The following is a 12798-nucleotide window of genomic DNA, read 5'->3' as shown; positions in this document are numbered from 1 at the left end:
CGAGAAGGAAGACCAGGGCGCTTGTGACTGACATAGTGGACCAGAAGACCCGCTCCCGGATGATGGCCGGGATAAGGGGAAAGAACACAAGACCCGAACTCGTGCTTCGGCAGGCGCTGCACGCTCGTGGCTTTCGATTCCGGCTTCATCCGAAGAATGTACAGGGACGGCCCGATCTGGTATTGGCCAGGTATCGCGCCGTCGTCTTCGTCCATGGCTGCTTCTGGCATCGGCACGAGGGCTGCCGCTACGCCACGATCCCTTCAACGCGCCCCGAGTTCTGGAAAGCCAAGTTCGAAGCGAACGTTCTACGCGACCGCTCCGTCCAGACAACGCTGATGGACGCGGGATGGCGCGTGGCCACAGTCTGGGAATGCGCCCTTCGAAAACAGGATCAGGTTGCGGCTTCGGTCGACGTTCTTTCTGCCTGGCTCAACACCAATGAGCAACGGATCGAGATCGGACAAGTAGATGGATCACCTTCATGACGGCAGGCCGGGGCCCCAGCCTGCCAGTATGCTCTCACAGCACAATGATTTAAGCACGAACTCCCCCTAATCCGGGATGGCCTTGAGGTTGTCTCTCAATTCAACAGATGTCTTGGGACCGAAGATGCTGCGAGCACGTGGCGACGACTCGAGGTCCCGCTTCAGGTCCCGGACCGATCTCCATTTCACTCTCTCCCGATTTCTGGTCAGGCCGCGACCATCAACCAGTTCACGCAGCTTCTGCTGGGCTTCGTGCGATAAGCCCAGAACGTATCCCGTGTAGCAATACTGTTCACCATTCAGTGCCCCAACATCACTGTGATCACTCTCTTCCAGCTCGGGAATCTTTTCCGGCGCCTGCGTGACGAACTCGGTATCGAGCTCTTCCACTTCGTCCCAGTCAAAGAAGGAGAGCTTTTCTCTGGCAGACTGCAGCCAAGGGCTCGGCTCTCCGTGATATGACAAATACAGGTCATTCTTCGCACGCGTCATCGCGACATAAAGTCGACACCCGTCGCGATACATCTCGTCGGCTGGCGTGTCATGAGGTGGAAGCACCCCTTCGCAGCAGTTGACGATCACAACGAGGTCGAATTCGTACCCCTTGGTCTGCTCGAGATCGGACAGAACGAGATGGTCGTGCAGAAATCCCCCGCTGCCATCAAGGGCCCGCAAGCCAAGTTTCTTGGCAAATCTCTCCACTTCGCACGTTGAGTACCCGGCAAGAGCAATACAGCAATTGGAGTTTGGATGTTGCTTCAGGTGCGAATTGACAACGGTCCTTGCATATCCAATTTCCTCCTCCAGAGACCCTGCCTTCAGCACGAGGGGCTCGTTAGAGGAACGATTTGCATACTTCGGGTCGAGGATCTCAAGATCCTTTTCAGGACGATCCAGCATTTCATCATGCAGGTTCTGGTAGAGCACATGATATGCCGCCTCCAGAATCTGTCTTGTGTTCCGGTAGTTGCGCTGGATCCTGCGTCTCCGGCCGCCAATGTCGATACCAGCTTCCGGGAGCACTCGATGCTTGGGCAGGATATGTTGGGCTATGTCTCCGCACAGGAAGATGTCATTTGGACCCGGAGGCACCAATTGCCGCAGGATCGAGAGTTCCATGGTCCCGAAGTCCTGGGCCTCGTCGATCACCACCCTCGTGAAGCGATTTGAGAGCTTGTCCTTGTAGCGCAAGAGGGCAGTGGTCAGGCCGAGATAGTCGATGACCCCGACGGCCTCCATCTTCTGTTCCCAGCCGTCGAGACCCTTCAGGATGGCTCGACGCCACTCCTCCTGGATTGGATGAGTGCGCCCCAATCGCTGGGTCTTCTTGGAATCGGCATAGTCAGTTCTCGTCTCCGGAGACAGAGCCGTGCGGATCCAGTCGAACTCCTCGCGAAGATAGGTCTCCGAGTTGATGCTCTGCGCGCAAAGGCTTTGGTGTATCGGAACCAGAACCTCCGCAGTCCGGGAGTTCGTCCAGCAGCGGTAATATTCCCTGAACACCTCATCGATGTGTTCATTGAGCTTCCATGAAACAGCGTCGTAGTAGTGCACTCTGTCGGGCTCGAACTCGCCTAGAAACTCCTGACACAACTCGAAGAAAGACGTCACCTTCACACGGTACCGGATCTCCGAACTGTCCGCTGCAGCGTCCACCAGCTTTGAGATCAAGCCAGCGAGACTCCGGTTCAAGGTAACCAGAAGAATCTTTTCGGCGTCGCTGGAGCCTGCAAGTCGAAGCGCACGGCGTACTGCAATGCAGGTCTTGCCGGAGCCGGAAACACCGGAGAGCTGCGAAGCGCCTTCGAAGTCCTCCTCCACGATCCTTTCCTGTTCAGGGTGCATGAACAGCATCCACTCAAGATGATCACCTTCGAGGGAGAAGCGTTTGAGCCATTCGTCATATTCCTCGGATCCGACTACAAGCCGCCTGATTGTGTCGCCATCCTTGACCGCGAGCACCTCTGATAACTCACTGTTCTCGATTGTCTTCGTTCGACCAAGGAATTCGTCAAGGCGCAGCTCGGCGTTCTCGACATCATCCGCCGCGAGATGGCAAAGCACGTCCTCAACGAGGTTTCGCCTATCGGTCGACGAAATGTCCTCGCAAATCCCGTGAATCTCATTGGCTGTCACGGTTCCATCCAGTTGGCTCAACTTCACAACTGTTCTTGCCGGGACACTTTCCAGTAGTTCATCAACCCTGGATGAGGAAAGTTTTTCGAGGATCGGTCCTTCGGAGGGTTTCGCTGAAAGAGACAAGACAACGCCCTGTTCAGGAGCGGATTTGTAAATCGGCCGAAGTGTACCGACCTCCCTGTCGAAGGCGACCTCCAAACCCCTGTTCCTGTTCAACCATGCTTCACAGGAATCGTGGTTTCCGACGAACAGCAGTACAATGCATTTATTGGCCTGTTGAGTGATCAAACGGAAGCCATCGCCTAGGTCAAATTTCACACATGACTTGATTCTGCTCTCACCATGATTGGTGATTGGGAATCTCTTCAGATCATCCAATCCACCATGGCTGATCGCCTCAATAATGCCTGAGGCCTTTTCAAATCGCTTCTTGTTCTGCCCGCCAAGCCTGAATAGTTTGTGAAGAGATGCATCAAAATCCTTGTGTCGAAGCAGTGCAACGTCCTGCTCCTCCAACTTCGTTTGCTGCGTTTGTTTAGCCATATATTCTGACCTCGTTGGACTTTTCGGTATGGTCGCCAAATCAATTTCGACCGAAAGACTCCGTCGCTAAAATTAATCTAAGCCGCAGGCTTCAGGAATGTGGAGAAGTGTATATGGGCCTGAGAACCTTTGGCCCGGGATCACCCTCAAAGTGTTCTATGGCCGGCTTCTGTTCCGGCAGCGCGGGATGGGCCCCACCGATCGCCACCGCCAACTGAGGATAGTAGGGTTCAATCTCCGGGTAGGCTTCCTTCAGCTGTTCGGGCATGGCATCGCTCAGTTCAAGCTTCACCCTTTGGTCACCGTCCACAAGAGGTTCGGAAACAAGCTCCTCGATCAATGACAGGCTTGCGCCACCCCCCGTTGGAACAAGATAGACCCTCGCATTGCTTTCCCTGATCGCGAATGCTGCCTTGGAGACCATATCCTTGATCGAGCCATAGATCTTTTCGACCATCGGATCGCGACGAAAGTCCTCAAGGGAGACCTCGACAAGCTCGTCGGTGACAAGTTCGACGAGAACTTCACCCGTCGAAAAAAGTGTTTCCTTCTCGGCTCGGATGGTCCGGCGCAGCGCTCGCTCCGCCTGCAAATACTCAGTGCTGCCCTTTGCGAGAGAACTGTGCTCCAGAATGAATTTCTGGAGCGCGTTGTCTATCGCATTACCTGCAAGGTTCTTGGCATCGCGCGCGCTCTGGATCTCCCACACCTTTGCGCGCTGGCCCCTTCCCTTTACGCATATGCATCCCGCAACATCGGTTGTACCTGCGCCAATATCAAGGATAACGAAATGTTGCCTCCCGGTCGGTTGCGCCTCCATCAACGCACCGGCACCCGCCGCCGTAGCTTCAGCAACAGCTTCCTTGAGAATATCGAACGGCAAATCCTCGTCAGAGGCCTGTCTGGCGGCCAGCAGAAGCTTCGATGCCCGACGGACGTCCAGCTGCGCATCGAAATCCGAAGGGTAGCTCCGCGCGAGGGCAATCGCCTCCGCAACGATCCGACGCATCGAGATTGAGTTCTGCTCTGCGATTTCCTTCTTCCATGCCGGATGTGTGTAGCGCATCGAAAGGGACTGCGGCAGCCCAACTGAAGCAAGAGACTGGTCCACCATTCTTACAAGGTGAGAAAGATAGAGAACGAGAGCATCCCTTTCCGCAAAGATCCCATCCGGATCCTTGGCTTCGGGCAACATACGTTTCTCGAGGTTCGAAACATCCTTGCTCAAGGTCATGTACTGTTTCGGGTTATCAATTAGCTGGTCCTGCTCGGCGGCTATGTCGTCAAAGATCTTTCGCGCGGACCGTCCGAAGTAAATCTCACCCCGATGTATCAGGAGCTCGGAGGGCATGAGATATCGCGCTGATCCTTCAGCATCGGGGGATAGCGCGATATCGATCAGTTCAGGGGCTTCTTCGGGATCATCTCCGTCGCTAGCATAGGCCTTTGAAAATGAAGTCCCGAAGTCAATGCAGACGAGCCTTTCCTCATCTGAAGGGGTCTCGGGCAACCACTTGACGAGCGGCTGAAAATCCTCAAGCGCTGAAACAGGTTCGATCCGAGGGGCGTCGTCTGCCGGCACTTCTTGCTGGATACCGATTAAACACTGAAGCGCCTTCAATTCGGCTTCTGACAGAAAGGTGTTCTTTCTGTCGGACGATGCGCGTTCAATGAGGCCCTGAAGAATGAGCTTTGCAAATTCCTCGTTCATGAATGCTTTACCTTCGGCTTGAGTAATATGCGCGGCGACCGATTTGGCTCGGCCTTTCGGGTGCCCGGCCTGACAACCAGGACATTTGCACCAATAGGGCCCTCATTGATCGCATCATGCTGCGCGGGATCAAATTGAACGACTTCGCCAGTATCAAGGAAGAGACTGATATGAAGCCTCTTGGCCAGGGACTGCACAACTTGTGAGACCTGCTTCGCTCTTCCGGAGATGTCAGAGATCAACTTTCCCTCGTCCGGCATGAGCTCACTCACATCGTCGGCAATTCTTTCGATTGCGGCTCCGTCAAATTCGGAAGATCTCACATAAACGAGCAGCCGCGATACATCTGTATCCAAGCGCTCGCCGGAAAGGGCTTCCACTGCGGCACTCGAATGCCGCTTTGCAGGTTCTTCACCGGTGCAGAACCAGGTTGAAAGATCCTCAGGCAGGCTGGAATCGCGGTCGACGATCTCCCGCGCGACACGCCCCAAGAGATTGCTACCACCTATCGCAACGAGGCTTTTTCGCAGCGCATCGTTCCGAAGACCCTGACGTGCGAATACATGCAATGCTTCGGCACCATGACGTACCAACCTGCGAGATATCGCCTCAAACTCCTGTGGTGGGGACGCTGGCCTCCACCAGTTTCTTAAGTCTTGAGCAATAAAATACGAGCTCGGATCGGAAGCAGCGGCAAAAGACAGGCGGACCACATCTGTAAGGGACGACATCAATTCGAGAGCCGCTTCGTCTCGCAGGCGTCGGTCTTCCGGTCCCTCCTCGGAGAGATGGCCAGAATACAGTATCCTGAGCTGGTGACTGAACTCGGATCCGGCCGGCAAATCGGACGTTATCAGCTTCTCGCTGATTGCAGAATTGATACGTCTGATGCGGCGCGCCAGTGTATCGGATCGATTACGTGCCGATCCAAACAGGAGATCGACATTCCCGTTAATTCGTTTGAGAAATTCGTCACGAGTCTCGGCCGCAGCCAGAGCGACTTCCACCCATACTCGCCTTGCCTTCTCCCCGAGGTCATCTCGAACAATTTCTGAAAAGGCAATCTCCACCACTTCCGGTGAAGGATTTCGCTGCAAGGCTTTTGCAAGGTACCAACGATCTTCGCCATCCTGGAGCGCCTCAAAGGAGGGCAAACCTGCGTCAACTCGCTGGTCCACGATCGGGAAGAAGACGTTTTCCATTGGCTTGGAAACCGAGGCTGCCCGTCCCGCAATCGACAGGCTGCTCCAAACGTCCAAAGGGCTTCCCTTCAGAATAGTTTCACGCAGCCCTCCAAGAATACGCCCGAACTCGTCGGTCTCGACAAACTCCTTGGTGAGCCTGCGGTCCTGGATGACCTTGCGCAGAGCAGCCACGACATCAGGCTCAACAAGCTGGTCGCCTTTTCCTGGAGCGTCTTCCTTTTGGCTCATGCTCTACCTCAATCAGCTCCTGTGCCAGGCCTTGGGTGGCCTGACTTCGCACGGCAACCAGCACAGGCTTCGTTTTGCCTTGGATGCTCGACCAATATACTGAAACGACGCCTTTTTAAGGGCAAGGCCAAAGGACTGCTGGGCTCGGAGCTGATTGTCGCGCGCCTAGCTCGGCGATGCGCCGTGCACGGCGCGGCCTCCAGCGGAAGCGAACCCTTCTTGATCACGCTTGCAATGAGCCGCCACTCGGAACAGTCCATCATGCACGGCGCCCTTCGAACCGAGGTTTCAGGTGCATATGCAGAAAAGCTTCAAGCATTCGGCTCAAGGCATCGCTCTCTTCTCCTGGGAGCCGGACATTTGCGCGGCCAAAATTATCGAGTATCCAGTCACCTATGTCTTGCTCGGCGCCATTGAAGCCGAATTCAAGCCGGTTGACCCAGATATCCTTGGCGAAAGTGCTACCCGCGCGCCGCGTACCATAGTGTTGGCTTGTAAATCTCGGCGAATAACCTGTCTGCCCAATTCGAAGCCACTCCTGATCGCGAAAGAACAGGTAAACTCCTCGCGCGTTCTGCAGTGGCGTGGGTCTTTTATGAGGGCCGTCCTCAAACTCCAATTGGAGAGGCGGCAGGTTAAGATCCTGAACACCATGAATTTCAACAAAGCGATCCAGAAGTTCTCTAAGGATTTGTTCCATTGATCCCTATCTTGTTCTGACGCTCTCAGATAACTCGAGGTATCTGCAGAATGCATTCGCAAGCTGCATCTGCCGCGGCGTCCGGCACTCCGCCTCGAACACTCTAGGCGAGGCCACCAGGACCGCAACGCACTTGGCTCGCGAGATCGCCACGTTGAACCGGTTTGCACTGTACAGGAATTCCATGCCGCGCGGCGCGTCTGCATGGCTCGAGGTGGCCATCGAATAGATTGCTATCGGCGCCTCTTGCCCCTGGAACTTGTCAACAGTACCGACGCGCGCACTAGGTAACCGCTGTTGAATCTCAAAGACCTGCGCGTTGTGCCGCCGCTCGGGTACGATCCGCATCCAGATCCCAAAACCCGCGGCCTCGTCATCAATGCAGTTGAGGCAGAGACCGTTCGGACGATCTTCGCGCTTTACGATGACCTCGGCTGCCTGAACGCTGTCATGCGCCGGGCAAATGAAATCGGGCTACGCTCGAAGCAGCACCGCTTCAAATCCGGGAGGGTCCAGGGCGGCAATCCGTTCTCACGCGGCCAGATTTATGCGGCTCTGCGCAACCCGATCTACATCGGCAAGATCCGCCACAAGACCCGGGTCTGGGATGGGCAGCATGAGCTGATTGTCTGCGAGGCGGTTTGGGACCGGGTTCAGGAAAAGCTGTCGGCTGCCAGTGCACGGCCACGGGGGCGGAAGAAAAGTGGAGACCGTCACGGTGCGACCCGCGTCGCTCCGCTGACGGGCAAGCTGCGCGATGACACCGGCGACCGGCTTACCCCGACGCACACCCAGCGTCATGGACGGCAGGTCCGATACTACGTCTCGAACCGATTGATCTCAGGAGGGACGGATCCCCAAGGCTGGCGATTGCCCGCTCCGGCACTGGAGCAGGCTGTGGCAAACGCCATAGCAAGGCACATCGGCGAGGTCGCACGCCGCCACCAGATTTGCGCAAGACCCGATCTGCAGCGCAACGATGCAATCCAGGCAAGAGCACTACGATTCACCAGTCGACTCTTGGAGGGCGGGCCGAATCTTCTGCAGAAAATCTTGGACGATGGGCAGATCACGAAGCACAGCGTTGTCCTGCAACTGAATGCGGATGGACTGGCCGAAGCGTTCGGAATCCAGCCCAATGAGATGGACCCTGCGGTTGGGACGGTCGAGGCTCCCTTCGAACTGCGTCGACGCGGTGTCGAAGGAAAGATTGTCATCGGCGACCGTGAACCCCAACCAGATCGTACGCTGCTTCGCGCTCTGTCCCGCGCGCATGACTGGGCAGCCGACTTGCGCAACGGCAGGCCCCTTGGTGAGATCGCCGCGGCGACGGGTCATACAGAATCTTACATTCGCACCCGGTCGCAGCTGGCGTTCTTGTCGCCCGAAATCCAGAGAGCGATCCTCGACGGGCGTCAACCGACGGACCTGACCCTCGAACGGATCATCCGAAAACCGGTGCCACTCGACTGGGACGCCCAGGCCAGGTTCTACGGTTTCTAGGCCGGATTGCGACGTCCCTGATCTGGGTGTGATGTTCCCTGTTCCCGCTGAAAAGTTCCCTGATAATCGCGAAAATGTTCCCTGTTGTTTTGCGTAGGGAAATCTTGCGCAACGCACTGATAACACGTGATGATTCAGGGGCCAAAATCAGCCAAAAGGCCCAAATTTGAAGTATTTCCCTGTATTTTCCCTGTTAGCAGGGAATTTTGGCGCTAACCGAAGCGCGTGATGGTGCCTCCGGAGACACAACGCAGAAGTCCCGGCAGTTCACGGGACTATGGTTGTCTCTCCGGCAGACGGCATAGCCCAAGCGCCCGGAAAAACGGGAGAAAACAGGGAAAGAAGGACTGCGCTGACAGAGATAGGGGTGGGTGGCGGAGACGAAGGGATTCGAACCCTCGAGACGGTTTCCCGCCTACTCCCTTAGCAGGGGAGCGCCTTCGACCACTCGGCCACGTCTCCGCCGACGGGTATAGCCGTGCAAGCGACGGAAATACAAGGCCAATTCCTGCACCACCGGAAATTTTTGCCGGATTGGGCGAAGCCCTTGAAAACGCTTGGAATCGCTTGGGTCTGCACCCGCTTGGGCAAAGGCGTGGTCGCTATGTCTTGCTGTTGGATTTTCAAGAACCATGCGTGGATTCGCGTTCTGCTTCGATTTGGTTTCGCTGAACCAACGTCGGTTGGCCTTAGAATGTACGCGCGGCCAGAGTACGCAATCGGACACAAAAATTTGGGCGAGCCAGGTGCGGTAGGGAACTGCATCTGCAAAATGATGGGTGTCGCAAACGGCTGAACCAATTGGAGAGGTTGCCTGCCTTTGGCGTTGGAACGCGCTCTGCTGGATCACCAGTGCCAGGTGATTTGAGTTGCAGAAACGGCCGTTTCTTTTGACTGAACTCGGCGGCTCAGCTTCTCCGCTGAACAGGCATAAGAACAGAAAACTTGCCAATTACATGCCAATGGATGCATATTTGCTAAGATTTTAGTCATTTTGATTGATCCAAAAAAACAGTTTCAGAGGCTGGCCGGGCAGTGAGCGCATCCGCGCTCTACAGTAACCTTTGGGGGAAGGGCTGGCATTTTGGCTTGGTTGAAGATTGTTCTGGTTGGTTTTTTCGTTCTTTGCGTTCCTGCCCTCAGTTGGGGAAATATCGGAACCGTAATCAGCGTGAAACAGGGGGCGGACGTGACCCGTGGCGGCAAAACGCTGCCCCTGCGTAATGGGATGGAGGTGTTGTCCGGCGACTCGATCGTCACGGATGCGAATGGCGTGGTTCAGCTTGTCTTTGTGGATGACACGAAGATCGCGGTTGGTCCCAATGCGCGGATGGTTCTGGACGTGAAGATGTTGCGCGGCAACCGCAAGGCTAAAAGCTTTGCTGTCGAGGCGCTGGGTGGAAGCTTCCGGTTCATCTCGGGCAAAAGCAGGAAAGGCGCCTACTCCATCAAGACGCCGACGGCCACCATGGCGGTGCGGGGCACGGTATTTGACATGTGGATCGCGCCGGGAAACCAAAGCGCGATGCTCGTGCTGCACGGCACGGTTCAGATGTGTGGCCTCGGCGGCTCTTGCCGATCAACGGGTCGGATTTGCAGCTTGTATGCAACCAGCCAGCGTGGTGCGGTCGGGCGCCCGGTCGATCAGGCGATGTATGACAAGGCCGTGGTCAGCGGTTTTCCTTTCATTCAGTCGCAGAAAGACCTCAAGCCGCCTTTGCAGGTGGATGTCGAAGGGTGCTCGGGTGAATCCCAACCTGCGCCGCGCGCAAAATCGGACGCGCCCGAACCGCGCCGGTCCGCTCCGCCGCAGAGGCAGGTCAAGGCAGCGGTTGCCGCGCCGCCCGAACAACCGGATCCGGTCGGGCAGTTCGACAGGTCGGGCGATCGGCCCGAATCTATCGATGATCGGCGGGATACTGGCGGCGGTGTCTTTGGGTCCGGCGGCGATGGCTAGAGCGTTGTCCATGTCGTTGCCGGCGAGCAGAGGTTGACGTGAGCGTCAGGCAGCACGAGAAAGCTGGACGGCGCCGTGCTTTTCGGCTGGTGGGCCTGGGGCTGATCCTGTTTGGGTGTCTGCTGCGGGTACTGGACCCTTATCCGGTCCGCATGTCCCGGCTGATCTATTTCGACGTGTTGCAGCGGTTGTCCCCGCGCACCTTCGATCCCGATTTGCCGGTCCGGGTCGTCGATATCGACGAAACGTCGCTCGAGAATTGGGGCCAATGGCCTTGGCCCCGGACCCTGTTGACGCAGATGGTCGAGCGTTTGGGCGAGTATGGCGCCGCTTCAATTGCCTTTGACATGTTGTTCGCCGAGCCCGATCGGTACTCACCGTCGCGGCTGCTGAGTGATCCGGCCCTGGCTGACATTCTCAGCGCCAAAGAGGAGGCCGCCCAACTGGACAATGACATCTTGTTCGGGTCCGAGGTTTCGAACTGGCCCGTCGTGATGGGTGTGGCGGCGCGGTTGACCGGAGGGGATCAGGACATTGCCCCGAAGGCCGGGATCGTGGAGATCGGCGAAAACCCGGCCGCCGGGCTGGTGTCCGTGCCCCACTGGACTCCGCTGGCGCCACCGCTGGACCGGGATGCAACCGGGATCGGCGGTGTGAATGTTTCACCTTTGGGCGGCACGGGCGTGGTGCGTCGGGTTCCGGTGTTGTGGCAGGGGCCAAGCGGTGTTCTGCCCGGACTTGGGCTGGAGGCTCTGAGGGTCGCGACGGGCGAGCCGGTGATCTTCATCGAAGGGGCTCAGGGCGAGGCCGGCATCGTGCTGTCGGTCGAATTGGCGGGTCTGGTCCTGCCCACAACGGAAAACGGAGAGGTCTGGGTCAGGTACAGACCGGATGATCCCAGGCTCTACCTGTCGGCCAATGACATACTGCTATCCGCAGATGATCCGGTTCTGCGCAGCCAGATCGAAGGTCGGATCGTATTGATCGGAACGTCGGCGTCAGGTCTGTTCGACATGCATCAGACTGCGTTGGGAGAGTCCGTTCCCGGCGTCTCCATCCACGCCCAAGTCATCGAGCAGGCGCTGCTGGGCGACATGCTGACCCGGTCGGATGTCACCGCCGCCCTCGAGCTTCTGGCTTTCATCATCCTTGGAGTCGTCGTCACGGTCGTCATGTCCAGTTTCGGGGCCGTTGCCTCGTTCATGGCCGGCGGCATCGCGGCGGCCGTGGTTGTCGGGGTCAGTTGGTTGGCGTTTCAGAACCAGTCCGTACTGTTCGATGCAACCTTCCCGCTTGCCGGCGGGATGGCCAATTTCGGGCTGTTGTCCGGTTATCTGTTCATATCGACCGAGCGGGAAAAGCGGGTGATCCGGCGGATCTTCTCGCACTATGTCGCGCCCGAGATCCTGGACGAGATGGATGCAACCGGACACCAACTGCAACTGGGCGGTGAAACGCAGGAAATCACGGTCATGTTCTCGGACATTCGCGGGTTTACACCGTTGTCCGAGCGGGTGTCGGCCACGGATCTGGTCGCGCTGCTCAATGAACTGTTCTCGGTCATCGGAGACCGGATCCTGCACGAAAAAGGCACCATCGACAAATTCATCGGGGATGCGGTCATGGCGTTCTGGAACGCGCCGGTTCCGGTGGAGCGGCACCCGCTTCTGGCGGCACAGGCTGCGTTGCAGATGCGGCGAGCTCTGGCCGAGTTCAATGCTTCGGACACGATGCGCGGGCATCCTCCGATCGCATTGGCGACAGGATGTGCCACGGGAATGGCCTGCGTCGGCAACATTGGCTCGCGGCGGCGATTCAACTACACGGTGATCGGAGATGTGGTCAACGTCGCCGCTCGAATCGAGCAGAGTTGCCGCCAGGTCGAATATGACATCCTGATCTCAAGCTCAGTCTCACAGGCCGCTGGCGCCGATCTCGCGATGCTCGAAGCCGGGCTTGTTCATCTGAAAGGCAAGACCGAACTGGAGCCGTTATTTGCTTTGGTCGGTGACAGCGTGTTGGCCCATAGCGCGGATTTCCGGAAGCTGCAGGAGATGCATCAGGATCTGATCATTGCGATACGTGCACGGCGGGCTCACGACGAAATACAGCGCTTGAGCGAAGCCTGCAGCGCCCAAGCAGGCTTGGTCGAACCGGGCCTGCGCGCGTTCTATGCGGCCTTGCCGGGACGGTCGGCTGATTTCCGGTTCGACATCCGCTCGGGCCAGGCGATGTTCAGTCATCATGGCAACGTGCACCGGTTTCCCGGATGACAGGGACCCGTTACGGGCCGCAGAGTCAAAACGGGCCGTGCCTTTTTAAAA

General features: G+C 57.2%; 9 protein-coding genes and 1 tRNA gene. 4 read left to right on the top strand and 6 right to left on the bottom strand.

All coding sequences use genetic code 11. The features are described from left to right. Nucleotides 1-23: 23 nt before the first annotated feature. The gene (locus tag AC2FML_RS16255; protein WP_496736194.1) at nucleotides 24-488 is read left to right on the top strand and encodes a very short patch repair endonuclease; all 465 of its coding nucleotides are present in this window, start codon (nucleotides 24-26) and stop codon (nucleotides 486-488) included. A gap of 66 nt (nucleotides 489-554) precedes the next feature. Here the strand turns inward: AC2FML_RS16255 and AC2FML_RS16250 are convergent, their stop codons facing one another. From AC2FML_RS16250 to AC2FML_RS16230, 5 genes are all read right to left on the bottom strand, one after another. Continuing rightward, entirely contained in the window at nucleotides 555-3170 is a 2616-nt protein-coding gene (locus AC2FML_RS16250; protein ID WP_496736196.1) for a 3'-5' exonuclease, read from the bottom strand. 91 nt (nucleotides 3171-3261) lie between these two features. Further along, nucleotides 3262-4881: an Hsp70 family protein gene (locus AC2FML_RS16245; protein WP_496783865.1), complete on the bottom strand. Its 1620-nt coding sequence runs from the start codon at nucleotides 4879-4881 to the stop codon at nucleotides 3262-3264. Beyond that, nucleotides 4878-6314, bottom strand: a complete 1437-nt coding sequence (locus tag AC2FML_RS16240; protein WP_496783864.1) for a hypothetical protein — start codon at nucleotides 6312-6314, stop codon at nucleotides 4878-4880. The genes AC2FML_RS16245 and AC2FML_RS16240 overlap by 4 nt, the downstream gene beginning before the upstream one ends. 259 nt (nucleotides 6315-6573) lie before the next feature. Further along, nucleotides 6574-7014 carry a hypothetical protein gene (locus AC2FML_RS16235; protein ID WP_496783863.1) on the bottom strand — a complete coding sequence of 147 codons (441 nt, stop codon included), beginning with the start codon at nucleotides 7012-7014 and terminating at the stop codon, nucleotides 6574-6576. Between the two features lie 6 nt (nucleotides 7015-7020). Next, entirely contained in the window at nucleotides 7021-7362 is a 342-nt protein-coding gene (locus AC2FML_RS16230) for an AAA domain-containing protein (RefSeq protein ID WP_496737101.1), read from the bottom strand. On the opposite strand from AC2FML_RS16230, the gene AC2FML_RS16225 reads away from it, so the two are divergent. Continuing rightward, entirely contained in the window at nucleotides 7312-8517 is a 1206-nt protein-coding gene (locus tag AC2FML_RS16225) for a recombinase family protein (protein WP_496783862.1), read from the top strand. The genes AC2FML_RS16230 and AC2FML_RS16225 overlap by 51 nt on opposite strands. 372 nt (nucleotides 8518-8889) lie before the next feature. Here AC2FML_RS16225 and AC2FML_RS16220 read toward each other — a convergent pair. Continuing rightward, nucleotides 8890-8979 (bottom strand) — tRNA-Ser (locus tag AC2FML_RS16220). A 709-nt stretch (nucleotides 8980-9688) separates the two neighbouring features. On the opposite strand from AC2FML_RS16220, the gene AC2FML_RS16215 reads away from it, so the two are divergent. After that, on the top strand, nucleotides 9689-10474 hold the full coding sequence (locus tag AC2FML_RS16215) for a FecR family protein (protein WP_496783861.1): 786 nt from the start codon (nucleotides 9689-9691) through the stop codon (nucleotides 10472-10474). Between the two features lie 38 nt (nucleotides 10475-10512). Further along, nucleotides 10513-12747: a CHASE2 domain-containing protein gene (locus AC2FML_RS16210; protein ID WP_496783860.1), complete on the top strand. Its 2235-nt coding sequence runs from the start codon at nucleotides 10513-10515 to the stop codon at nucleotides 12745-12747. Nucleotides 12748-12798: the final 51 nt, after the last annotated feature.

It is taken from the genome of Ruegeria sp. BHSC029 (genome assembly GCF_059613085.1).
The sequence above is the reverse complement of the archived record's forward strand: the minus strand, read 5'-3'. Positions and strand labels throughout refer to the sequence as shown.

Excerpts from the sequence above, each read along its gene's own strand:
- AC2FML_RS16250 (WP_496736196.1), bottom strand. The coding sequence starts at position 3,170 with ATGGCTAAACAAACGCAGCAAACGAAGTTGGAGGAGCAGGACGTTGCA.
- AC2FML_RS16245 (WP_496783865.1), bottom strand. The coding sequence starts at position 4,881 with ATGAACGAGGAATTTGCAAAGCTCATTCTTCAGGGCCTCATTGAACGC.
- AC2FML_RS16240 (WP_496783864.1), bottom strand. The coding sequence starts at position 6,314 with ATGAGCCAAAAGGAAGACGCTCCAGGAAAAGGCGACCAGCTTGTTGAG.
- AC2FML_RS16235 (WP_496783863.1), bottom strand. The coding sequence starts at position 7,014 with ATGGAACAAATCCTTAGAGAACTTCTGGATCGCTTTGTTGAAATTCAT.
- AC2FML_RS16230 (WP_496737101.1), bottom strand. The coding sequence starts at position 7,362 with ATGCGGATCGTACCCGAGCGGCGGCACAACGCGCAGGTCTTTGAGATT.